Below are 22,169 nucleotides of genomic sequence, written 5' to 3'. Positions count from 1 at the left end.
TGCGGCATCCGCCAGGAGAAACCGGCATGCGCATGAGCGAGCGGCACCGGATGCTGGCCGGGGAGCCTTACGATGCCGGCGACCCCGAGCTGGTGGCCGAGCAGGCCTTGACCGCCGCCTGGCTGGCGCGCTACAACGCCGCGCTTGGCCAGCCGGTCGCGGTCTGGCGCACGCTGCTGGCCGAGCGCCTGGCCGGCGTCGGGGAGGGCAGTATCGTGCGCCCGCCCTTCCATTGCGACTATGGCTGGAACATCCGGCTCGGCAGCCGCGTCTTCCTCAACTTCAATTGCGTCATCCTCGACGTGCTCCCGGTCACCATCGGCGACGACACGCGCATCGGCCCGGCGGTGCAGATCTACACCGCCGAGCATCCGCTCGATGCGCGCATGCGCCGTGACGGGCGCGAATCGGGCCGTCCGGTGACGATCGGCAGCAACGTCTGGATCGGCGGTGGCGCCATCATCCTGCCCGGCCTGCGCATTGGCGACGATGCCGTGATCGGGGCCGGCAGCGTCGTCACCCGCGACGTGCCGGCGGGCGCGCGCGTGGCCGGCAACCCGGCCCGTTTTCTCACCGGCTGAGTTCCTCCAGGGCCCCTGGAAGCGCTGGTGCCGGGCCCGGGCCGCTTGTTATAATCCAGCAATTCGCAACATCCATCCGCAGTCCAGGGCAGCCCCGTGGCAAAACTCTATTTCAGGTATTCGGCGATGAACGCCGGCAAATCGACCGCCCTGTTGCAGGTCGCGCACAACTACGAAGAGCAGGGCCAGCAGGTCAAGCTGTACACGGCGGCGATCGACGACCGCTACGGCGTCGGCCTGATCACGTCACGCCTGGGTCCCCAGCGCCAGGTCGACCTGTTCGACGGCGAGACCGATTTCCTGGCCAGCGCCCCGCCGGTGGCCTGCATCCTGGTCGACGAAGCCCAGTTCCTCAGCACCGGGCAGGTGCAGCAGCTGCACCAGGTGGCGCAGGTGCGTGGCATCCCCGTCATCTGCTATGGCCTGCGCAGCGACTTCCGCGGCGAGCCCTTCCCCGGCTCGGCCTATCTGCTGGCGCTGGCCGACGACATCGAGGAAATCAAGAACATCTGCACCTGCGGCAAGAAGGCGACCATGAACATCCGCGTCGACGCGCAAGGGCGCCGCATCCGCGAAGGCGAACAGGTCAGCATCGGCGGCAACGAGAGCTACCGCCAGGCCTGCGGCCGCTGCTTCTACGCGCGCTAGGATTCCTGGCCGGGCCCCGGCCGCACGGCGCACACGCGATGACCGACATCCTGCTCTACCTGCTGCCTTCGGCCGCGCTGGCCCTGCTGCTCTGGATCGGCTCGGGCGCGCATCCGGTGTTCTTCGTGTTCACCGTGGCCGGTACCCTGTGCCACGAGCTGGCGCACTTCTCGGTGGGACTGCTGACCAATGCCGAGCCGGTCGGCCTGAGCGTACTGCCGCGCCGCATCAAGGCCGCGCGCGGGGCAGGGGGGAAGGGACACAACTGGGAGCTCGGTTCGGTCACCTTCGCCAACCTGCGCTGGTACAACGCGGCCCCGAGCGCGCTGGCGCCGCTCCTGGTGCTGGCCCTGCCTTTCCTGGTGGCCTGGTGGCGTACCCGCCATGGCTGGACCTTCGAGGCGCTCGACCTCGCCCTGACCCTGCTGCTGGCGCCGCAGTTCCTGTCGTTCTGGCCTTCGCCGGTCGACTGGCGCCTCGCGGCGCGGTCCTGGCCCTGGATTCCCGTGCTCGCCCTTGCCGGCCTGGCCACGCTCTATGGCGCGGACCTGCTCCGGCTTGTCAAAGCGTGAACGCCAGGCTTATGGGATCCTTAATTACCCGGCGCAAATGAACAAATGGCGGCTCTGCCTCGGGCTGGCTTCCTGTAGAATGGGCCGCAAAAGGCGTATTGACCGGCCAGCTCCATGCCCGGTGTCCCGGATGCGCCGAGCACCGTAATTTCGTTTCGGAGAGACGACGAATGAAGAAGCACCACCTGTTCATGGCCGCCATGGCCTTCGCGATGTCCGCCCATGTGGTGACTGCCCAGCCCGAGAAGGCCGCAGCAGTGGCCGCGCTCGCTCCAGCCAAGGCGCCTGCCGGCGCCCCGGGCGTCACGGCCGCGGCCGGCGCCGGATCGGTTGCCGCCTCGCTGCAGCTGAAACCCCTCGCCGAACAGACCCAGGCAGCCCTGTGGGCTTCGCGCGTGCTGGGCCGCTACCATTACAAGGCGATGCCGCTCGACGACGCCATGTCGCAGAAGATCTTCGACAATTTCTTCGAGACCCTCGACGGCCAGAAGCTGTACTTCACCCAGGCCGACATGGATGGCTTCGCGCCCATGCGCACCAAGATGGACGACGCGATCAACAACGAGAACCTGACGGTGCCGTTCGCCATCTATAACCTGTACCAGCAGCGCTTCACCGAGCGCATGAACTACGCGCGCCAGCTGCTCAAGACCCGGCCCGATTTCAGCCTCGACGAATCGTTCGAGCTCGACCGCGAAAAGTCGCCCTGGGCAAAAAGCGAGGATGAAGTGCGCGACCTGTGGCGCAAGCGTGTCAAGAACGACTGGCTGCGCCTGAAGCTGGCGGGCAAGGAAGAAAAAGCGATCCGCGAGACCCTCGACAAGCGCTACGAGAACAACATCACGCGTATTCGCAAGCTGAACAACGAAGACGTGTTCCAGATGTTCATGGACGCCTATGCCACCGCGATCGAGCCGCACACCAACTACCTCGGTCCGCGCTCGGCCGACAACTTCGACATCGCGATGCGCCTGTCGCTGGAAGGCATCGGCGCCGTGCTGCAGACGCGCGACGAGTACACCATCATTCGCGAGATCGTGCCGGGCAGCCCGGCGGCACTGTCGGGCAAGCTGAAGGTGGGTGACCGCATCGTCGGCGTGGCCCAGGGCAACGGTCCGTTCACGGACGTGCTGGGCTGGCGCATCGACGACGTGGTGCAACTGGTACGCGGCAAGAAAGACTCGACCGTGCGCCTGGACGTGGTGCCGGGCGATGCCGGCCCCGACGCCAAGCATGTCACCGTCACCATGGTGCGCAAGAAAATCAGCATGGAAGAGCAGGCCGCCAAGAAATCGGTCATCGAGATCCAGGATGGCGCCGCCAAGCGCCGTGTCGGCGTGATCTCGCTGCCGACCTTCTACCTCGACTTCGAGGCGCGCCGCCGCGGCGACAAGGACTTCCGCAGCGCGACCCGCGACGTGGCCCGCATTCTCGGCGAACTCAAGAAAGAGAAAGTCGACAATGTCCTGATCGACCTGCGCAACAACGGCGGCGGTTCGCTTACCGAAGCGATCGAACTGACCGGCCTGTTCATCGACAAGGGTCCGGTGGTGCAGCAACGCGATGCCCAGGGCCGCATCGAGGTCGAAGCCGACCTGCAGCCCGGCCTGGCGTGGGACGGCCCGATGGGTGTCCTGATCAACCGCGGCTCTGCTTCGGCTTCCGAGATCTTCGCCGCCGCGATCCAGGACTATGGGCGTGGCCTCGTGATCGGCGAGCCGAGCTTCGGCAAGGGCACGGTACAGACCCTGGTCGACCTCGACCGCTTCTCGCCGGCGGAGAAAGTGCGTTACGGCGAACTGAAGATGACCATCGCCCAGTTCTTCCGTATCAATGGCGGTACCACCCAGCTGCGCGGCGTGACGCCGGACATCAAGCTGCCCGTGCTGTCGGATGCGGACAGCTTCGGTGAGTCCTCGTACCACAATGCCTTGCCCTGGGTGGCGATCAAGCCGGCCAACTACGTGCCTGCGGGCAACTTGAAGGAGCTGATCGGCCCGCTGCAGCAGCGCCATGAGGCGCGCATTGCCAAGGACAAGGAGTTCCAGTTCCTGCAGGAAGACATCGCCGAAGTGCTGCGCATCCGCAAGGAGAATTCGGTCTCCCTGAACGAGGCGGTGCGCCGCAAGGAATTCGATGCGCAGGATGCGCGCGCCAGGATGCGCGAAGCCCGACTGGCCGGCGCCAGCGGCACCAGCAGCGACGAACCGGTTGCCGGTCCGGCCAGCAAGGAAGCGCGCGGCAAGGTGCCGGAGCCGACCAAGCCGGCCAAGGCCGTGACCGCCGTGCGCGGCGCTCCGCGCCAGGACGACGGCCTGCAGTTCGACGAGCGCGATCTGCAGTCGGAGCTGGCGGCCGAGAAGGCGGCCAAGGACGCCAAGGACATCCTGTTGCAGGAAGCCGCTCACGTCCTGGCCGACGAGGTCGGCATGCTGCGTACCGATAGCCGCATGGCCTCTCGCGCCATGCCCTACATGGCGTCGCCACGCGCCGGAAATTAAGGTTCGGCGCCACCGGCGCCAATTCTCTACCGGATCGCCGGCTCATGGCCGGGTCTTGCTGATGCGAGACCCGGCCATGTTCTTTTGTGCCGCTTATGTTCGCCATCGCACGTTACAAAAGGAAAGAAATTTCTTTAAAACACGGTTTTTTCTGCTTTTTATGCCTTGCGCACGCTTGAGGTCGATCAAACGCTGTCCTTTTTACAGCTGTGATAGCATGAATCTACCATTGCAATATTCATAATTGATCAAGCTTAGGAGTGAACGCCATGAGAATCCGCAGCCTCGTCATTGCCGTACTGCTTGCCAGTGCCGGTACCGCCCACGCAGATACCTTGCCCACCCAGGGCTCGTCATCGAGCTTCGTGACCGGATGGACCACCGGTAACGGTACCAATGTGCTTGCTTCCGGTGTCCTGCACGGCAACCTGAACCTGGTTGGCGGCGTGACCCACAGCGCCAACGCGAGCCTGATGGACCTCCTGATGGGCAAAGTGGCCGGTACGGTAGGCCAGGTCGATGGCCAGACCAGGCTGTTCTTCCAGCGCGGCATCGAGGCCAACTACCTGTTGGCCTCGGGCCATGGGATCCTCGCCGCGACGCTCGGACCGGGTACCTCGGTGATCGGCTCGGCCGACGGCGCCATCATCTCGAGCGGCCTGATTCCGCCACCGGCCGGCATGCCCGCCGAAGCCGGACAGGGCGGTGGCTCGGGCGGCAAGCCGGGAGCCGGCGGGTCGAATGGCGGCGCGGGCGGCGGCAAGCCGGCCAACGGTGGCGGCCAGGGAGGTAACGGGAATGGCCAGGGGGGCACCGGCGCCGGTGGCGGCGGCAATGGCGCGGGCGATACCAATGCCAACGGTAACCACGGCAACGCCAACGGTATCAACAACGGCACCGCCAGCGGTGGCAACGGCAACGGCAACAACGGCAACGGCAATGGCAATGGCGGCAGCGACGGTGCCGGCAGCGGCAATGGCTCCGGTGGCGGCGGCAACAACGGCAACAACGGCAACAACGGCAACAACGGTAACGGAGGTGGCGGCTCCGGTGGTGGCAACGCCGGCGGTGACGGCAACGGCAACGGCAACGGCAACGGCAACGGCAACGGCGGAGGAGCCGGTGGCGGCGATGGGGCCACGGGCGGCACCGAAGACGATCCGACCGGCGGTGTTCCGGGCACGGGCGGCGGCCTGCCGGGCCAGGTCGACCCCCTCCCGCCAGCGCCAGGAGCCGAACCGGCCGAGGTGCCCGAACCTTCCAGCATCGTGCTGATGCTGCTTGGCATGGCCGGTGCCGGCGTCTTCGCCCGTCGCCGCAAGGGCTGACCGTGCTTCCAGCGGGATGGCAGCGGCCATCCCGCACCTTTGCAAACTTCCCGACGCAGCGCCAATCCTGTCGGTTACAATTCTCGTGAACGACCGTGCTTTTTAAGGCGGCAACCACAAGGAGACGACATGGACCTGCACTACACGGACGAGGACCTGGCCTTTCGCGACCAGGTCCGCGCCTTCCTCGATACCCATTTGCCGAGCGAGATACAGGCCAAGGTGCGCAAGCACCTCAGGCTGGGCAAGGACGACTATGTCCGCTGGCACCGAATCCTCGCCCGGCAAGGCTGGGTGGCGCCGGGCTGGCCCGTGGAATTCGGCGGCCCGGGATGGACGCCGGTGCAGCGCCATATCTTCGAGGACGAGTGCGCCCGCGCCGGCACCCCGCGCATCATGCCTTTCGGGATCGACATGGTCGCGCCCGTCATCATGGCCTTTGGCAGCCAGCAGCAGAAGGACTACTTCCTGCCGCGCATCCTGTCCTGCGAGGACTGGTGGTGCCAGGGCTACTCGGAGCCGGGCGCGGGCTCGGACCTCGCCTCGCTCAAGACCACGGCCGTGCGCCATGCCGACGCCGGGGGCGACTATTACCTCGTCAATGGCCAGAAGACCTGGACCACGCTGGCCCAGCATGCCGACATGATCTTCTGCCTGGTGCGTACCGACCCGTCCGTGCGCAAGCAGGAAGGCATCTCCTTCCTGCTGATCGACATGCATTCGCCCGGTGTCACGGTGCGGCCGATCATCATGCTCGACGAAGACCATGAAGTGAACGAAGTCTTCTTCGACAACGTGCGGGTACCGGCGGCCAACCTGGTCGGCGAGGAGAACCGCGGCTGGACCTATGCCAAGTACCTGCTGGGCCACGAGCGCACCGGCATCGCGGCGGTCGGGCGCAGCAAGCGCGAGCTGGCCTTCCTGAAGCGCCTCGCGCGGCGCGAGCAGAAGAACGGCCGTCCGCTGCTGGAAGATCCGCTGTTCGGCGCCAAGGTGGCCGAACTCGAGATCGAGCTGATGGCGCTCGAGATGACGGTGCTGCGGGTGCTGGGCAGCAGGCGCCAGGCGCCCGGCCCCGAAGCCTCGCTGCTGAAGGTGCGTGGCACCGACATCCAGCAAAGCCTCACCGAACTGATGCTGGAAGCGGCCGGCCCGATGGCGCTGCCTTTCGACCCGGCCTACCTGGAAGGCGAGCATGAACACAGCGTCGGCGGCGACGACGATGCCGCGCCGCTCGCCTCCTACTACTTCAACTACCGCAAGACCTCCATCTACGGGGGCTCGAACGAGATCCAGCGCAACATCATCACCCAGATGGTCCTGGGGCTGTAAGGAGAATCCCATGCACTTCGACTTCAACGAAGAACAGCGCCAGTTCGCCGATGCGCTCAAGCGCTGGATCGGACGCGACTACGGTTTCGAGCAGCGCCGCGCGATCATCGGCTCCGAGGCCGGGACCTCGGCCGCCGCCTGGGCCACCCTGGTGGAGCTGGGGATGACGGCGCTGCCGGTGCCGCAAGCCCAGGGCGGCTTCGACGGCGGCGCGCTCGACCTGTTCGTGGTGATGCGCGAACTGGGCCGCGGCCTGGTGGTGGAGCCCTACCTCGCAACCGTGCTGGGCGCGCGCTTCCTGGTACTGGCCGGGGCGGACACGGCCCACGCCGCGGCGCTGCTGGAACGCGTCGCCGCCGGCGACCTGAAACTCGCCTGCGCGCTCGGCGAGCGCCAGTCGCGCCACGATCTGCGCGACATCGCCACCCGCGCCGAGCGCGACGGCGCAGGCTGGCGCCTGTCGGGCCGCAAGAGCGCCGTCGTGCATGGCGCCGAGGCGGGCGTGCTGGTGGTCTCGGCGCGTAGCGGCGGCGCGCAGCGCGACGAAACCGGCATCAGCCTGTTCGCGGTGCCGGCCGATGCGCCGGGGCTGCAGCTGCGCGGCTACCGCACGCTCGATGGCCTGCGCGCCGCCGAGGTGGTGCTGGACGGCGTGCGGCTGCCTGCCGAGGCCCTGCTGGGCGCACCCGATGCGGGCTGGGATCTGCTCGACGCCGGCGCCGACCATGGCGCCAGCCTGTTGTGCGCCGAAGCGCTGGGTGCGATGGAAGCGCTGTTCGACGCCACCCTCGACTACCTCAAGACGCGCCAGCAGTTCGGCGTCCCGATCGGCAAGTTCCAGGTGCTGCAGCACCGCATGGCCGACATGTACCTGCACCTGGAACAGGCGCGCTCGATGGCGATGCTGGCCGCCGTCAAGCTCGACACCCTGGGCAGCGCGGACAGTGCCGAGCGCCGGCGCGTGGTGTCCGCCGCCAAGTACCGCGTGGGGCAGGCGGCGCGCTTCGTCGGCCAGCAGGCGGTACAGCTGCATGGCGGCATGGGCGTGACCGACGAATTGGCCGCCGCCCACTATTTCAAGCGCCTGTCGATGATCGAGCTGACCCTGGGCGACCGCGACCACCACCTGGCGCGCTTCATGGCGCAGCCGGGTTTCCAGCTCGCCGCATGAAGGAGGACGGCATGAAGCAGACCTGGTATTTCGAGGACTTCTTTGCGGGGCAGGAGATCGACCTGGGCGAGCGTTTCGTGAGCGAGGAAGAGATCGTCGCCTTCGCCCGTGCCTACGACCCCCAGCCCTTCCATGTCGACCGCGAGGCCGCTGGCGCCTCGATCTACGGCGGCGTGATCGCCAGCGGCTGGCATACCTGCAGCATGATGATGCGGATGGTGGTCGATGGCCTGATGTGCGCCGCCTCGAGCATGGGTTCGCCCGGCCTGGACGGCGTGCGCTGGCTGCGACCGGTGCGCGCCGGCGACACGCTGCGGGTGCGCTACCTCACCACCGCCGTCAAGGCCTCGGCTTCGAAGCCCGACCGCGGCGTGGTGTGGTCGAAGTGGACCGCGACCAACCAGCACGGGGAAGAAGTATGCACCATCGAAGGCATGGGCATGTTCGGGCGCCGGCCCGTGGGAGGCGGCGATGCCGGTCACGATCCCGTTTGACGGCTTGCCTGCCCTGGTCGGGACCGAGCTTGGCGTGTCGTCCTGGTTCGAGGTCGGCCAGCAGCGCATCGATACCTTTGCCGAGGCTACCGGGGACCGGCAGTGGATCCATGTGGATCCGCAGCGCTGCGCGCGCGAATCGCCTTTCGGCGGCCCGGTGGCGCATGGCTTCCTGACCCTGTCGCTGCTGCCGGCGATGCTGGAAAGCGCGCTCGCCATCGACGGCATGCGCATGGGCCTGAACTACGGCCTGGACCGGGTACGCTTTCCGGCGCCCCTGCCGGCCGGCAGCCGGGTGCGCAGCCGCTGGACGCTGGCGGCGTGCGATCCGGTCGACGGTGGCGTGCAGCTGACCTGGAGCGTGACGGTGGAAGCGGAGGGCGGCGGCAAGCCGGTCTGCGCCGCCAGCTTCCTGGTACGCGCCTTCGCGTAGGGTGGGCGGCTCTACCGGGAAGGGGGAGAGAAGGCTGCGGGTGCGCCGCCCACGCGCTCAGGCAGCGGTAGCGCAGCCGGTATGGTGCATCATGCCCGCATTGAACGCGTGGGCGGCATCCCGGGGCGCAGGCTGGTCACCGTGCCCGGTGCAGCCGCCCACCCTACGGCTGCCCGTACCTGGCCAGCTCCAGCTTGGCGATGGCGTTGCGGTGCACTTCGTCCGGTCCGTCCGCCAGCCGCAGCGCGCGGTTGCCGGCCCACTGGTAGGCCAGCGGGAATTCCTCGGACACGCCGGCCGCGCCATGCGCCTGGATCGCCCAGTCCAGCACTTCCTGCGCCACGTTCGGCGCCAGCACCTTGATCATGGCGATTTCGGCCTGCGCCCCCTTGTTGCCCACCGTGTCCATCATGTAGGCGGTCTTCAGCGTCAGCAGGCGCGCGGTGTCGATGCGGATGCGGCTCTCGGCGATGCGTTCGCGCCAGACGCCCTGTTCCGACAGCTTGCGCCCGAAGGCGACCCGGGTCTCCAGGCGCCGGCACATCAGTTCCAGCGCGCGCTCGGCCACGCCGATGGCGCGCATGCAGTGGTGGATGCGGCCCGGGCCCAGGCGTCCCTGGGCGATCTCGAAGCCGCGCCCTTCGCCCAGCAGCATGTTGGCGGCCGGCACCCGCACGTTCTCGAACAGGATCTCGCAGTGCCCGTGCGGCGCGTCGTCATAGCCGAATACCGGCAGCGGGCGCAGGATGCGGATGCCCGGGGTATCGGCCGGCACCACGATCATCGATTGCTGGCGGTGGCGCGCCGCCTGCGGGTCGGTCTTGCCCATCACGATGAAGACCTTGCAGCGCGGATCGCCCGCGCCCGAGATCCACCATTTATGGCCATTGATGACGTAGTCGTCGCCATCGCGCTCGATACGGGTGGCGATGTTGGTGGCGTCGGAAGAGGCGACCTCCGGCTCGGTCATCGCAAAGGCGGAGCGGATCTCGCCGCGCAGCAGGGGCTCCAGCCACTGCGCCTTGATCGCGTCACTGGCATAGCGTTCCAGCGTCTCCATGTTGCCGGTATCCGGGGCCGAGCAGTTGAAGACCTCGGGCGCCCACGGCACGCGGCCCATGATCTCGCACAGTGGAGCGTAGTCGAGGTTGGACAGGCCTTCCGGCGCCCGGCTGGAACTGGGCAGGAACAGGTTCCACAGGCCGGCGGCGCGCGCCAGCGGTTTCAGGCGCTCGATGAGCTCCAGCGGCAGCCAGCGCGTGCCGCGCTCGCGCGCGTTGGCTGCGATCTCCTCGCCGAAGGCGCGTTCGTTGGGGTAGATGTGCTCGTCCATGAAGGCGAGCAGGCGTGCCTGCAGTTCCTGGCAGCGCGGCGAATAGGCGAAGTCCATGGGTGTCCTTGTCGGTTTTATTGGCTGCGGGCCGCGAAGCCCCACGCCATCTCGGCCATCGGGCGCGCGGCCTTGCCGTTCTCCAGGGCCTGGGCGCTGGCGGCGGTACCGTCCACGTAGCGCTTCATGATGCCCTGCATGATCGCGGCCAGGCGGAACATGTTGTAGGCCAGGTAGAAGTCGAAGTCTTCGCTGCGGATGGTCTTGCCGGTGCGCTCGCAGTAGCGCGCCACGTAGGCGTCCAGCGAAGGGATGCCGAGGGCGGCCAGGTCCAGGCCCGCGATGCCGCGCAAGCGCCCCGGCGGGATGTGCCAGCTCATGCAGTGGTAGGAAAAATCGGCGGCCGGGTGGCCGAGCGTCGACAGTTCCCAGTCCAGCACCGCCAGGATGCGCGGCTCGGTCGGGTGGAAGATCATGTTGTCGAGGCGATAGTCGCCATGCACGATGCTGGTGTCCTCGCCCGCCGGGATGTGCTGCGGCAGCCATTCGATCAGGCGGTCCATCGCCTCGATCGGTTCGGTGCTGGAAGCCTGGTATTGGCGCGTCCAGCGCTCGATCTGGCGCGCGAAATAATTCCCCGGCTTGCCGTAGTCGCCCAGGCCGAGGGCCGCGTAGTCGGCCGTGTGCAGCAGGGCAATGACGCGGTTCTGCTCGTCGTAGATGGCGGCGCGCTCGGCCTGCGATATGCCTGGCAGCGACTGGTCCCACAGCACCCGTCCCTCGACGCATTCCATCACGTAGAAGGCGCGCCCGATCACGGCTTCGTCCAGGCACAGCGCGTACTGGCGCGGCACCGGGAAGCCGGCGCCGTGCAGCGCCCCCATCACGCGGAACTCGCGGTCGATCGCATGGGCCGACGGCAGCAGCTTCGCAGCCGGGCCCGGCTTGGTGCGCAGCACGTAGCGCATGCCGCCGGCGCTCAGCCTGAAGGTAGGATTGGACTGGCCGCCGCGGAACTGCTCCACGTCCGGGGCGCCGCCTGGGTAGCCCTCGACATGCTGCGCCATCCAGGCGCCCAGTGCGGCCGCGTCGAAGCGCTGGCGCTCGGACACCGGCTTGGTGCCCATCATTTCCTCGTACATGGGGTCTCCATTCTTGTGTTTGTCCTGCATTCTAGCCCGTTCCGGCGAAAAAATGTACGGGCGTGCTATTTCTCGGCCGGCGCAGGACGGCGGCTCCTGCGGTACTGGCGGTACAGCAGTTCCATCGTCGTCGCGCGGGCGTCCGGCTGCAGCGGAGCCGGAGGCAGGTAGTTGACCAGGCGTACAACCCAGTCGCGCTCCTCGGTCCCTACGTCGAGCGCATTGATGCAGCCCGCCGACTGGGCCAGGCCGCCCAGGAACAGGCGCTGGCCGGTCAGCGCGAACGACAGGATGGCGCAGTTCACGCCGCCGTGCAGCACCAGCAGGACCGTGTCCCAGTCCTCCAGCGCGCGCAGGCGGGCGAGGGCGGGGTGCACGCGGTCCATCAGTTCGCCCACCGATTCCCCGCCCAGGAAGCGCTGCCCTTCGTCGACCACCCCTTCGAAGGCGCCGGTGAAGGCGCGCCGCAGTTCGCCATCGGGAATCTGCGACAGGCGGCCGCCGCGGATCTCGTGCAGCGCCGGCCAGGCCTCGGGCGTGATCGCCTGGCCGCTGGCGGCCAGCACCCGCTGCGCCGTCTCCACCGTGCGCGGCAGGCCCGACACGATGACCCGGTCGAAGCGCACGCCGGCGGCGCGGAAGGCCTGCCCGGCCGCGTCGGCCTGGCCGCGGCCGTCCGCGTTCAGGGGCACGCTTTCGGGCAAATAGGGATTGCCGCCCTCGTCGAAGTAGCTGACGCTGCCGTGGCGCATCAGGTAGATGCGGCGCCGCTGGCCGGGTGCGGGGAGGGTGTCGTTCATCGGCTTCCTTGGAATGTCGCTTGTCGCTTGCTTGTGCGGGGCCATCTTACACGCGATGCCATTCCATCGAGGCGAAAGCGCGACATTTTCCGGGCAGCAGCGTTTTTCGGCGGTTTCGGGCCGGGGTTCTGGCATAAAATATTTACTGCAAGGCATAAATCAAGGAATGTTCATGGCAAGGCCGGAAAAAATTCGACTCGGCGAAGTGCTGATCCAGCAAAAGCTGCTGTCGGAAGAACAGCTCGAACAGGCGCTGGCGGACCAGAAGCGCACCGGGCGCAAGCTGGGGCGGGTGTTCGTCGAGAGCGGCTTCGTCACCGAGGACCAGATCTCGAGCGCCCTGGCGCGCCAGCTGAACATTCCTTATATCAACCTCAAGTTCTACAACATCCACCCGGACCTGGTGCGGCTGCTGCCGGAGACGGCCGCGCGGCGCTTCCGTGCCCTGGTGCTGGAAGACCGGCGCGAAAGCCTGCTGGTGGGCGTGTCCGATCCGACCGACCTGTTCGCCTACGACGAGATCGCGCGCCTGCTCAAGCGCGGCGTCGAACTGGCCGTGGTCAACGAGACCGAGGTGCTGGCCGCGATCGACCGCATCTACCGCCGCACCGACCAGATCACCGACTTCGCGCGCGAGGTCGAGCAGGACGTGGGCGACGCCTCGGTCGACTTCGGCGCCCTGGCGGCCAATCCGGGCCTGGAAGAAGCGCCGGTGGTCAAGCTGCTGCAGTCGGTATTCGACGACGCGGCCCAGGTGCGCGCTTCCGACATCCACATCGAGCCCCAGGACGGGCGCCTGCAGATCCGCTTCCGGATCGACGGCGTGCTGCACCTGCAGACCGAGGCCGACATCAAGGTGGCGATGCCGCTGGCCCTGCGCCTGAAGCTGATGGCCGACCTCGACATCTCGGAAAAGCGCCTGCCGCAGGACGGCCGCTTCGCGGTCAAGGTGCGCAACCAGCGCATCGACGTGCGCCTGTCGACCATGCCGACCCAGTACGGCGAATCGGTGGTCATGCGTCTGCTGGGCCAGTCCGGCAACCAGCTGCGCCTGGATGCGATCGGCATGCCGCCGGAGCTGGTGGCGCGCTTTCGGCAGATCGTGCAGCGCCCGAACGGCCTGGTGCTGGTGACGGGTCCCACCGGCAGCGGCAAGACCACCACCCTGTACAGCGCGCTGTCGGAACTGAACTCGGTGGAGAAGAAGCTGATCACGGTGGAAGACCCGATCGAATACCGCCTGCCCGGCATCAACCAGGTGCAGGTGAACGACAAGATCGACCTCGACTTCGCGCGCGTGCTGCGCTCGGCCCTGCGCCAGGATCCGGACATCGTGCTGGTGGGCGAGATGCGCGACCAGGAAACCGCCCAGATCGGCCTGCGCGCCGCGATGACCGGCCACCTGGTGCTGTCCACCCTGCACACCAACGACGCCGCCAGCACGCCGCTGCGCCTGATGGACATGGGAGTGCCGCGCTACATGGTGAGCGGCTCGCTGCAGGCGGTGCTGGCGCAGCGCCTGGTGCGCCTGGTGTGCGAGAGCTGCACCACGCCCTACGGGCCGACGCCCACCGAGCACACGTGGCTCAAGGCGGAACTGGGCGAGACGGTCGACGCGCAGCGCTTCTTCCGCGGGCGCGGCTGCTCGCACTGCAACGGCACCGGCTACCGCGGCCGCACCGGCGTGTACGAACTGCTGGAGATGACGCGCAGGGTGATCGACGCCGCCAACCACCCCGATCCGGCCCATTTCCTGAAGGCCGCCTACGCCGAGATGGGCGGCAACACGCTGCGCCGCCACGGCGTGGCGCTGGCCGTGCAGGGCCGCACCACCGTGTCGGAAGCGATGCGGGTCAGTAACCAGCACGACGAATAATGCCCTTCTTCGCCTATAAAGGCCGCAATGCGCGCGGCGAACTGATGCAGGGCGTGCTCGAGGGCGCCGACAGCGGCGCCGTGGCCGACCAGCTGTTCGCCACTGGCGTGACCCCGGTCGAGATCAGCGCCACCAGCCGCAAGGTGGCCAGCGGCGGCGCCGAGGGCGGCTGGTGGGCGCGCTTCATCGAGCCGAAGATCACTTCCTTCGACGTGCAGCTGTTCAGCCGCCAGATGTACACCCTGCTCAAGTCGGGCGTGCCGATCATGCGCGGCCTGGCCGGCCTGCAGGAATCGGCGATCAACCGCGCCTTCGGGCGCGTGCTGAAGGACTTGCGCGAGTCGCTCGACTCGGGGCGCGAGCTGTCTTCCGCGATGCGCCGCCACCCCGAGGTGTTCGGCTCCTTCTACCTGTCGATGGTGCGGGTGGGCGAGATGACCGGGCGCCTGGAGGAAGTCTTCCTGCGCCTGTTCGAGCACCTGGAATTCGACCGCGACATGCGCGAACGGGTCAAGACGGCGCTGCGCTACCCGAGCTTCGTGGTCATCGCCATGGCGATGGCGATGGTGGTCGTCAACGTGTTCGTGATCCCGCAGTTCGTCAAGGTGTTCGAGTCCTTCGATTCGGAGCTGCCGCTGATGACGCGGATCCTGATTGGCAGCTCGGCCTTCATGGTGCGCTACTGGCCGCTGCTGGCGGCGCTGGCGGCCGGCGCCTTCATGGCGTTTCGCGCCTGGATCGCCACGCCCAAGGGCCGCTACGCCTGGGACAGGCACAAGCTGCGCATCCCGATCGCCGGCAAGATCATCCACAAGGCGACCATGGCGCGCTTTGCGCGCAGCTTCGCGCTGTCGCAGCGCAGCGGGGTGCCGGTGGTGCAGGTGCTGACCGTGGTGTCGCAGACCGCCGACAACGCCTACCTGGCGGCGCGCATCGAGCAGATGCGCGACGGCGTCGAGCGCGGCGAAAGCATCCTGCGCACCGCAAGCGCCGCGAATGTCTTCACCCCGATCGTGCTGCAGATGATCGCCGTCGGCGAGGAATCGGGCTCGCTCGACGACCTGATGGACGAGATCGCCTCCATGTACGAGCGCGAAGTCGACTACGAGCTGAAGACACTGTCGAGCCAGATCGAGCCGATCCTGATCGTGTTCCTGGGCGCGATGGTGCTGGTGCTGGCGCTCGGTATCTTCCTGCCGATCTGGGACCTGGGCCGGGCGGCGTTCCAGAAGTGATCGCGCTGACCGACCGGCTGCGCCCGCGCGGCCATACCCTGTTCGAGCTCGGCGTCGTCGCCTGCCTGTTCGCCGCCCTGGTCGGGATCTTCCTCACCTACGTGCCGCGCTACCGGGCCGAGGCGGAAGGGGTGCAGGCCAGGCAAGTGGTGGCCGCCCTGCGCAGCGCGCTGTCCGCGCGCGCGGCCCAGGTGGCCGCGATGCAGGGCGAAGCGGGCCTGCGGGCGCTGGCCATGCAAAACCCCGTGGAATGGCTGCAGCGGCCTCCGGAGAATTATCTCGGCGAATACTACCGGCCCGACGCGGCTTTGCTATCGGCCGGCCATTGGTATTTTGACCGGGCCGATAGAACCCTAGTGTATTTCCCCAACAGATATAAAAGTTTTTCGTCAGAATCATCAAAGTTGCTGAGGATCAAGGTAAAATTTCTCAGCTTGCCAAGCTCGGCCGCAAAGAGTGGACGAAGCGTGGAGACCATGGGATTGGCGCTGGAAGAAATCGATTGAGCCATTCCTACTCATTTTTGCAATGCGGTTCCCTTTCGGACCATTCTTTTTCGGAGAAGTAAAATAATGAACAGCAACTTCAAACGCAGCGCCCAAGGCGGTTTCACCCTGATCGAACTGATCGTCGTGATCGTCATCCTTGGCATCCTGGCCGCGACCGCGCTGCCGAAGTTCATCGACCTGGGCAAGGATGCGCGCGAAGCGAGCGCCAAGGGCGTGCGTGGCGCGATGAATTCCGCCTCGGCGCTGGTGCACGGCAAGTGGCTGGTCAAGGCCGAAAATCCGGTCGTGGTCGACGGTGGCAGCATCTCGGTCAACGCGGCCGGTTTCCCTGACGGCGCCGGCATCGTGGCCGCCGCCAGCCTGTCGGCCGCCGACTACACGATCACCACCACCGCCACCACCGTGACCGTCTCGCCGAAGGGCCTGACCAGCGCGATCCAGACCGCCGGCAGCTGCACCGTGACCTACACCATCGCGACCGGCGTCGCCACCGTGCCCGATACCCTCGTCTGCGGCTGATCCTCCCCACCGTGACCGGCCGCTTCCGCTGCTCCGCGCAAGGCGCGGCCGTCTCACCGCAGCGCCGACGCCAGACGGGCTTCACGATGGTCGAGCTGATCATCGTGCTGGTCCTGATCGGCGTCCTCGCCGCCCTCGGCGCCGGCCGCTTCGCCGACCGCAAGGATTTCGACGCGGCCGGTTTCGCCGAACAGACCCGCAGCATGCTGCGCCATGCGCAGAAACTGGCGATCGCCCAGAACCGCAGCGTCCACGTCCTCATCGAAGCCAGCCGCATCAGCCTGTGCTTCAACGCCGGCGCCTGCCCGGCGGCCAGCCGCGTCCCGGCCCCGGCCGGCGGCAACAGCGGCAGCAGCGCCACCCGCGCGGCCTGCGCCTCCACCACTTGGTTCTGCGAAGGCCGCCCCGCAGGCGTGACGCTGGCATCGGCCGGTACGCTGCCGGCCAGCCTGTCCTTCGATGCGCTCGGCCGTCCCAGCGCCGGCCTGGCCCTGACCGTGGGCGGCAGCGGCGCCCCGGTCGCGGTCAACGTGGCGCCGGAGACCGGTTATGTCCACTAGGGGTGCGCCGGGCCGCCAACGCGGCCTTACGATGATCGAACTGATCGTCTTCATCGTCGTCATCAGCATCGCCCTGGTGGCCCTGCTGCACGTGCTGGGGCTGACCAGCCGCCACAGCGCCGATCCGCTGCGCCGCAAGCAGGCCCTGATGCTGGCCGAGGCCATGCTCGAAGAAGTGCAGCTGGCCCGCTTCACCTATTGCGATCCGACCTCCGACAATGCGGATACGGCGGAAAGCAGCGCCGACTGCACGATACCCGAAGCCTTCGGGCGCAACGCACCGAAGCCGGCCGGCAGCCGTCCCTACGACAACATCAACGACTACGTGGCGGCCGCGGGCACGCCCACGCTGGCCTTCAACAACGCCGCCGGCCGCCTGGCCGACGTCAACGGCACGCCGCTCGAACTGGCCGGCTACACGGTGCGCCTGACGATCACGCCCGAGGCCCTGGGCGGCATCGCCTCTGGCGGCAACAGCGCCGATGCCGAGGTGCTGCGCATCCGCGTCACCGTCGAGTTCGACGGGGACAGCCTGGCGCTGGACGGCTACCGCACGCGCCACGCGCCGAACATGCTATGACCGCGCCGCGTTTGTTCCGCCGGCCGCGCGGCTTCACCCTGGTCGAGGCGATCGTCGTGATCGCCGTGATCGGCATCATCGCCGCCATCGTCGCCGCGTTCATCCGCACGCCGGTGCAGAACTACATCGATACCGCCACCCGGGCCGAACTCACCGACGAGGCCGACCTGGCCCTGCGCCGCATGGCGCGCGACATCCGCCTGGCGCTGCCCAACAGCGTACGGGTCAGCGCGGACGGGCGCGCCATCGAATTCCTGCTGACCAAGACCGGCGGGCGCTACCTGGCGCAGGAGGACGGGGTGGCAGACCGCTCGGTGCTCGATTTCACCAACCCGGCCAATACGGGTTTCACGGTGGTGGGCGAACTGCCCGGCGGCAGCCAGCAGATCGTGGCGGGCGACTGGATCGTCGTCTACAACCTCGGTATCGAGCATGCCAACGCCTACCTGGCGAATGCGGCCACGGGCGCGCGCAACATCGCCCGCGTGACGGGCGTGGACGCGGCCCAGAAACTGGTCCAGCTGGCCAGCAATCCCTTCGCCCAGCAGGATCCGCCGCTGGCCTCGCCGGCGCGCCGCTTCCAGGTCGTCACCGGACCGGTTACCTATTTTTGCGGCAACGGCCAGCTGACGCGGCAATCCGGCTATGCGATCAGCGCGGCCCAGGTTGCGCCGCCGGTGGCGGCGGGACCGGGCGAGAACGGCAGCGCCGTCAGCCGCCTGCTGGCCGCACGCGTGGGCGCCTGCCGCTTCGACTACGGCAGCACCGCCAACCAGCGCACCGCGCTGGTGTCCATGACGCTCGAACTGCTGCCGCGCACCGCCAACCACGCGGGCGTCACGCTGGTGCACCAGATCCACGTGGAGAACACGCCATGACGCGCCGCTCCCCCGCGCTGCCGCGCCGGATGGCGCATGCGGCCGGCATCGGCCTGATCACCGCGATCTTCCTGCTGGTGGTGCTGGCGGCGCTCGGCGTGGTGGCGGTGTCGGTGTCGACCTCGCAGCGCGCCACCGCCACCATGGACGAGCAGGGCGCGCGCGCCTACCAAGCCGCGCGTGCCGGCGTGGAGTGGGGCGCCTTCCAGGTGCTGCGCCTGTCCCAATGTCCCACCCAGTCGTTCGCGCTGCCCGAAGGCAGCACGCTGGCCGGCTTTACCGTGACGGTGCAGTGCCGCCTGGTGCACGACCTGGAACCGGCCGACGGCGAGGACCCCACCGCCCTGGACCGCTGGGTGATCACGGCCACCGCCTGCAACATGCCGGCCGCCGGCAGCGGCGCCTGCCCGAACGCGGCCGCCACCAGCGTCGAGTATGTCCAGCGCGTGATCGAAGTGAGGATTTGATGAAGCAAGCCCTACTCAAGTTCGGCAGGGCCTGTGCGGCGCTGGCGCTGGCGGCCGCCAGCGGCGCCGTGCTGGCCCAGGCCAGGTACGACGTGCCGCTGCGCGTGACGGAAAAATTCAGCGGCAACGTCAACTTCGTCGGCACCCAGGCCAGCATGCGCACCAAGGCCAACCGCAGCGGCACCAACGATGCCTGCGCGGTGGTGAGCGCATCGACCGAGATCACGGCCAGTCTGCAGGGCGTGCCGGCCAATTCGAGGATCCTCAGCGCCCAGCTGTACTGGGCCGGCTCGGCCGCCACGCCCGACTACGAGGTGACGTTCGAGAACACCACGGTGCGCGCTGCCGACGATCGCCAGTACCGCTCGAACACGACCGGCAATCACTATTTTTCCGGCGCCGCCGACGTGACGCCGCTGGTGAAGGGCAATGGCACCTACCGCTTCAAGAACCTCACCATCAATGCGGGCAGCCCCTACTGCGCGCCCGAAGGCGTGCTGGGCGGCTTCGCGCTGCTGGTGGTGTATGCGAACGACAGCGAACCCTATCGCAACCTGAACCTGTACGAGGGCTTCCAGTACATCCACAACCCCGCCGGCAGCACGAATGTGTCGGTGACCCTGAACCTGAAGGACTTCAAGATCCCCGACCTGAGCCGCACCAGGGCCACCGGCCGCCTCGGCCACATCACCTGGGAAGGCGACCCGAACCTGTCCGAAGGCGGCGAGATCCTGAAGTTCAACAACTACGAGATGAGCGACGCCAGCAACCCGAGCGGCAACCAGTTCAACTCTGTGAGCAGCATGACGCCAGGGGTGGCGTCGCGCGGGATCGACTTCGACATCTATACGCTGGACGAACCCGTCATCAAGACCGGCCAGACCAGCGCCACCACGGTGTACCGCTCCGGCCAGGACCTGGTGTTGCTGAGCGCGGAAATCATCGCCGTGCCCAACGTGCCGCCGACGGTCGACCTGAAGCTCGAAAAGACCCGCACCAGCGAACTGGTGGTCGGACTCGACGCCAGCTATACCTTGAGCGTCACCAACCTCGGCCCTGGTTCGTACAGCGGCGCGAGCATCGTCGACTACCTGCCTTCGGGCCTGCGCTACCAGTCCGCGGCCGGCACCGGCTGGAGCTGCGTGTACTACATCATCCTGTACTGCGAGTATGCCGGCACCCTGGCCAAGGGCCAGGCCGCGCCGCCGCTCACCGTCGTGGCGCGGGTCGAGAAGACCGGCACCCTGACCAACACCGCCAGCGTGCTGGCACCCGATACCGACCCGAACACGGCCAACAATACCGACAGCGACACTGGCGTGGCCGAGCAGCCGAGCGCCGACCTGAGCTTCGTGTTCACCGACCGCGCCTGCACCGCGAATATCGCGATCGGCAACGCCAGCCAGCCCTGCAAGCCCTTCGCCGGCCCCGTCGTGGCGGGCGCCAGCACCCAGGTCTTCGTCACGGCGATCGCCAATGGCGTGCCGGTCAAGCCGGCTTCCACCCTGGCCAAGCCCAGCCTGCGCTTCGGCCTGAGCTGCCTGAATCCGGCGGCCGGCAAGCTGGGTTCGAGCTATGGCGTGGCGCTGCCCCAGTGCGCGGCGAGCGGCGCGGTGCCCGCTGCCGGCACCGGTGTCGGCACCTGGGGCGCGGCCCAGACCCTGGACTTCAGCGCCGCACCCTCGGTGGCCCTGAACTTCGTGTACCACGACGTCGGCAAGGTGCAGCTGTACCTGCAGTCCACCGCCACCTCGAAGACGGCGGCCAGCCTGCCCTTCGTGTCGCGCCCGGCGCGCCTGGCCTTCACGCTGATCGAACGCAACCGCGGCAGGTTCGCCAACCCGGGCGCCGCCACCGGCGCCGATCCGATGTTCGCGGTGGCCGGCGAGCCCTTCACCGTGAGCGTGATCGGCGCCACGCTGCAGGGCGCGGCCACGCCGAGCTTCGGCGCCGAAGGCGCGACCGTCACCCTGGGCGTCGGCAAGCCGCTGGGCACTGCGGAGGCGAACGCGATGCGCACCATGCCGGACCTGGGCGGCGAGGCCTGGACCCTGCAGAACGGCGTGTTCACCGCCGCCAGCCTGTCCTGGGGCGAGGTTGGCATCCTGCGCCTGTGGCCGCGCCTGGAAGGCGAGGGCGAGTTCGGCAACTACCTCGGCACCGGCCCGGTCGACAGCGTCGACGTGCGCAACGTCGGGCGTTTCGTGCCGGCCTATTTCAAGACAGTGGCCAGCGGCCAGTTCGCTTGCCTGGCGAAGATGGCCTGCGCCGCGCGCGGCGACGGCGCGGTGTACTCCGGCCAGCCGTTCACGGTGACGGTGGTGCCGATGGCCCAGGACGGCGAGGAACTGGACAATTTCAGCGGGCCGTTCGCGCGCGACATCACGGTCAGCGCCTATGACGCGCCGGCCGGAACTACCCTGAACCCGAACGGCGGCAGCCTGGCCACAAGCGCCGGGGCGGGCGTGGTGGTGCCGAAAGCCGGCATCGTGGCCGGCGCGCCGATCGGCGTCAAGCCGGCCTACACCTTGCCCAAGCGCTTCAGCTACACCAGGCCGAACGCACTCGACTGGACCGCGCCGACCCCGGTGTTCCTGCGCGCCGTGTCGAAGCAGGAGGGCACCGAAGACGTCATCACCTCGCTGCGCGCCAGCGCGGCCGCTACCCAGGAGGGCGGTGTCACGGTGCTCAATGGCCGGCTGCGCCTGTCGAACGGCGCCGGCTCGGAACTGCTCAAGCTGCCCGTGACCACCGAGGCCCAGTACTGGACCGGCAGCGCCTGGGCCAACAACACGGTCGACGACAGCAGCGAGGTGAGCTTCGCCCAGGCCGGCAACCTGTCCTTCCTCGGCTGCAAGCGCGCCCTGGCCGACGGCAGCGGCTGCAAGAGCGTGCTGGGGCCGGTGGCCGGGCCGGCCTACCGGCTGAGCGCCGGGCGCGGCGCCTTCGCGATCCGCGCGCCGGGCGCGGGCAATATCGGCAGTGCGTTGCTGGTCGCCAACAACCCGGCCTGGCTGCCCAGTACCCAGACCCTGCTGGCCTTCGGCGGCTACCACAACAGCCGCCTGATCTTCCTGCGGGAGATGTACTGAGATGCGGGCCCGTTGGCATGGCGCCGCGCAGCCACAGTCGTCCCGCATTGCATTTACATTTAAGCAAAAAAAACTGCGCTTGGATGCAAGCGCTGCATATAATCAACGATTCAGAATTTCC

General features: G+C 67.9%; 21 protein-coding genes. 18 read left to right on the top strand and 3 right to left on the bottom strand.

What is annotated here, in order from left to right; translation table 11 throughout:
- The first annotated feature begins 32 nt into the window (after positions 1-32).
- The 9 genes from LE190_RS10010 (at position 33) to LE190_RS09970 (ending at position 9,060) form a co-directional block, all read left to right on the top strand.
- On the top strand, positions 33-581 hold the full coding sequence (locus LE190_RS10010) for a sugar O-acetyltransferase (protein ID WP_439847479.1): 549 nt from the start codon (positions 33-35) through the stop codon (positions 579-581).
- A gap of 96 nt (positions 582-677) precedes the next feature.
- On the top strand, positions 678-1,229 hold the full coding sequence (locus tag LE190_RS10005; RefSeq protein WP_225238560.1) for a thymidine kinase: 552 nt from the start codon (positions 678-680) through the stop codon (positions 1,227-1,229).
- Positions 1,230-1,267: 38 nt separating this feature from the next.
- Positions 1,268-1,801, top strand: a complete 534-nt coding sequence (locus LE190_RS10000) for a hypothetical protein (RefSeq protein WP_225238559.1) — start codon at positions 1,268-1,270, stop codon at positions 1,799-1,801.
- Between the two features lie 170 nt (positions 1,802-1,971).
- Positions 1,972-4,302, top strand: a complete 2,331-nt coding sequence (locus tag LE190_RS09995) for a carboxy terminal-processing peptidase (RefSeq protein WP_225238558.1) — start codon at positions 1,972-1,974, stop codon at positions 4,300-4,302.
- A 269-nt stretch (positions 4,303-4,571) separates the two neighbouring features.
- Complete coding sequence (locus tag LE190_RS09990) at positions 4,572-5,630, top strand: PEP-CTERM sorting domain-containing protein (RefSeq protein WP_225238557.1); 1,059 nt, start codon at positions 4,572-4,574, stop codon at positions 5,628-5,630.
- A gap of 129 nt (positions 5,631-5,759) precedes the next feature.
- Complete coding sequence (locus LE190_RS09985; protein WP_225238556.1) at positions 5,760-6,962, top strand: acyl-CoA dehydrogenase family protein; 1,203 nt, start codon at positions 5,760-5,762, stop codon at positions 6,960-6,962.
- 10 nt (positions 6,963-6,972) lie between these two features.
- Positions 6,973-8,133, top strand: coding sequence for an acyl-CoA dehydrogenase family protein (locus tag LE190_RS09980; protein ID WP_225238555.1), 1,161 nt, complete (start codon positions 6,973-6,975; stop codon positions 8,131-8,133).
- 11 nt (positions 8,134-8,144) lie between these two features.
- Entirely contained in the window at positions 8,145-8,627 is a 483-nt protein-coding gene (locus LE190_RS09975) for a MaoC family dehydratase (protein ID WP_225238554.1), read from the top strand.
- A complete protein-coding gene (locus LE190_RS09970; protein ID WP_225238553.1) occupies positions 8,605-9,060 on the top strand; it encodes a MaoC family dehydratase in 456 nt (151 codons plus the stop codon). Before LE190_RS09975 ends, LE190_RS09970 begins: the two co-directional genes overlap by 23 nt.
- Before the next feature lie 163 nt (positions 9,061-9,223).
- Here LE190_RS09970 and LE190_RS09965 read toward each other — a convergent pair whose 3' ends face one another.
- From LE190_RS09965 to LE190_RS09955, 3 genes are all read right to left on the bottom strand, one after another.
- The gene (locus LE190_RS09965) at positions 9,224-10,450 is read right to left on the bottom strand and encodes an acyl-CoA dehydrogenase family protein (RefSeq protein ID WP_225238552.1); all 1,227 of its coding nucleotides are present in this window, start codon (positions 10,448-10,450) and stop codon (positions 9,224-9,226) included.
- Positions 10,451-10,467: 17 nt separating this feature from the next.
- Positions 10,468-11,532 carry a phosphotransferase gene (locus LE190_RS09960; protein ID WP_225238551.1) on the bottom strand — a complete coding sequence of 355 codons (1,065 nt, stop codon included), beginning with the start codon at positions 11,530-11,532 and terminating at the stop codon, positions 10,468-10,470.
- Between the two features lie 65 nt (positions 11,533-11,597).
- Positions 11,598-12,332: a histidine phosphatase family protein gene (locus LE190_RS09955; protein WP_225238550.1), complete on the bottom strand. Its 735-nt coding sequence runs from the start codon at positions 12,330-12,332 to the stop codon at positions 11,598-11,600.
- Positions 12,333-12,504: 172 nt separating this feature from the next.
- Here LE190_RS09955 and LE190_RS09950 point away from each other — a divergent pair, with 172 nt between their 5' ends.
- From LE190_RS09950 to LE190_RS09910, 9 genes are all read left to right on the top strand, one after another.
- Entirely contained in the window at positions 12,505-14,208 is a 1,704-nt protein-coding gene (locus LE190_RS09950; protein ID WP_225238549.1) for a GspE/PulE family protein, read from the top strand.
- Positions 14,208-15,443, top strand: a complete 1,236-nt coding sequence (locus LE190_RS09945; RefSeq protein ID WP_225238548.1) for a type II secretion system F family protein — start codon at positions 14,208-14,210, stop codon at positions 15,441-15,443. The genes LE190_RS09950 and LE190_RS09945 overlap by 1 nt, the downstream gene beginning before the upstream one ends.
- Positions 15,440-15,949 (top strand): pilus assembly FimT family protein, encoded by a 510-nt coding sequence (locus tag LE190_RS09940; protein ID WP_225238547.1) that lies wholly within the window; start codon positions 15,440-15,442, stop codon positions 15,947-15,949. Before LE190_RS09945 ends, LE190_RS09940 begins: the two co-directional genes overlap by 4 nt.
- A gap of 66 nt (positions 15,950-16,015) precedes the next feature.
- Positions 16,016-16,471 (top strand): type II secretion system protein, encoded by a 456-nt coding sequence (locus LE190_RS21905; protein WP_307734695.1) that lies wholly within the window; start codon positions 16,016-16,018, stop codon positions 16,469-16,471.
- Between the two features lie 11 nt (positions 16,472-16,482).
- Complete coding sequence (locus LE190_RS09930) at positions 16,483-17,031, top strand: pilus assembly FimT family protein (protein ID WP_225238546.1); 549 nt, start codon at positions 16,483-16,485, stop codon at positions 17,029-17,031.
- The gene (locus LE190_RS09925) at positions 17,021-17,611 is read left to right on the top strand and encodes a prepilin-type N-terminal cleavage/methylation domain-containing protein (RefSeq protein WP_225238545.1); all 591 of its coding nucleotides are present in this window, start codon (positions 17,021-17,023) and stop codon (positions 17,609-17,611) included. The genes LE190_RS09930 and LE190_RS09925 overlap by 11 nt, the downstream gene beginning before the upstream one ends.
- Positions 17,608-18,489, top strand: a complete 882-nt coding sequence (locus LE190_RS09920; RefSeq protein ID WP_225238544.1) for a prepilin-type N-terminal cleavage/methylation domain-containing protein — start codon at positions 17,608-17,610, stop codon at positions 18,487-18,489. The genes LE190_RS09925 and LE190_RS09920 overlap by 4 nt, the downstream gene beginning before the upstream one ends.
- Positions 18,486-18,956, top strand: a complete 471-nt coding sequence (locus LE190_RS09915) for an agglutinin biogenesis protein MshP (RefSeq protein ID WP_225238543.1) — start codon at positions 18,486-18,488, stop codon at positions 18,954-18,956. Before LE190_RS09920 ends, LE190_RS09915 begins: the two co-directional genes overlap by 4 nt.
- A complete protein-coding gene (locus LE190_RS09910; RefSeq protein WP_225238542.1) occupies positions 18,956-22,048 on the top strand; it encodes a DUF6701 domain-containing protein in 3,093 nt (1,030 codons plus the stop codon). The genes LE190_RS09915 and LE190_RS09910 overlap by 1 nt, the downstream gene beginning before the upstream one ends.
- Positions 22,049-22,169: the final 121 nt, after the last annotated feature.

This window comes from Massilia hydrophila (assembly GCF_020208145.1).
GTDB classification, from domain to species: domain Bacteria; phylum Pseudomonadota; class Gammaproteobacteria; order Burkholderiales; family Burkholderiaceae_D; genus Telluria; species Telluria hydrophila.
Note: the sequence above shows the minus strand (reverse complement) of the source record. Positions and strands in the feature narration are given on the sequence as shown.

Excerpts from the sequence above, each read along its gene's own strand:
- LE190_RS09970 (WP_225238553.1), top strand. The coding sequence starts at position 8,605 with ATGCCGGTCACGATCCCGTTTGACGGCTTGCCTGCCCTGGTCGGGACC.
- LE190_RS09995 (WP_225238558.1), top strand. The coding sequence starts at position 1,972 with ATGAAGAAGCACCACCTGTTCATGGCCGCCATGGCCTTCGCGATGTCC.
- LE190_RS09985 (WP_225238556.1), top strand. The coding sequence starts at position 5,760 with ATGGACCTGCACTACACGGACGAGGACCTGGCCTTTCGCGACCAGGTC.
- LE190_RS09920 (WP_225238544.1), top strand. The coding sequence starts at position 17,608 with ATGACCGCGCCGCGTTTGTTCCGCCGGCCGCGCGGCTTCACCCTGGTC.
- LE190_RS09955 (WP_225238550.1), bottom strand. The coding sequence starts at position 12,332 with ATGAACGACACCCTCCCCGCACCCGGCCAGCGGCGCCGCATCTACCTG.
- LE190_RS21905 (WP_307734695.1), top strand. The coding sequence starts at position 16,016 with ATGAACAGCAACTTCAAACGCAGCGCCCAAGGCGGTTTCACCCTGATC.
- LE190_RS09945 (WP_225238548.1), top strand. The coding sequence starts at position 14,208 with ATGCCCTTCTTCGCCTATAAAGGCCGCAATGCGCGCGGCGAACTGATG.
- LE190_RS09910 (WP_225238542.1), top strand. The coding sequence starts at position 18,956 with ATGAAGCAAGCCCTACTCAAGTTCGGCAGGGCCTGTGCGGCGCTGGCG.
- LE190_RS09990 (WP_225238557.1), top strand. The coding sequence starts at position 4,572 with ATGAGAATCCGCAGCCTCGTCATTGCCGTACTGCTTGCCAGTGCCGGT.
- LE190_RS10000 (WP_225238559.1), top strand. The coding sequence starts at position 1,268 with ATGACCGACATCCTGCTCTACCTGCTGCCTTCGGCCGCGCTGGCCCTG.
- LE190_RS09960 (WP_225238551.1), bottom strand. The coding sequence starts at position 11,532 with ATGTACGAGGAAATGATGGGCACCAAGCCGGTGTCCGAGCGCCAGCGC.
- LE190_RS10010 (WP_439847479.1), top strand. The coding sequence starts at position 33 with ATGAGCGAGCGGCACCGGATGCTGGCCGGGGAGCCTTACGATGCCGGC.
- LE190_RS09925 (WP_225238545.1), top strand. The coding sequence starts at position 17,021 with ATGTCCACTAGGGGTGCGCCGGGCCGCCAACGCGGCCTTACGATGATC.
- LE190_RS09980 (WP_225238555.1), top strand. The coding sequence starts at position 6,973 with ATGCACTTCGACTTCAACGAAGAACAGCGCCAGTTCGCCGATGCGCTC.
- LE190_RS09965 (WP_225238552.1), bottom strand. The coding sequence starts at position 10,450 with ATGGACTTCGCCTATTCGCCGCGCTGCCAGGAACTGCAGGCACGCCTG.
- LE190_RS09975 (WP_225238554.1), top strand. The coding sequence starts at position 8,145 with ATGAAGCAGACCTGGTATTTCGAGGACTTCTTTGCGGGGCAGGAGATC.
- LE190_RS09950 (WP_225238549.1), top strand. The coding sequence starts at position 12,505 with ATGGCAAGGCCGGAAAAAATTCGACTCGGCGAAGTGCTGATCCAGCAA.
- LE190_RS09915 (WP_225238543.1), top strand. The coding sequence starts at position 18,486 with ATGACGCGCCGCTCCCCCGCGCTGCCGCGCCGGATGGCGCATGCGGCC.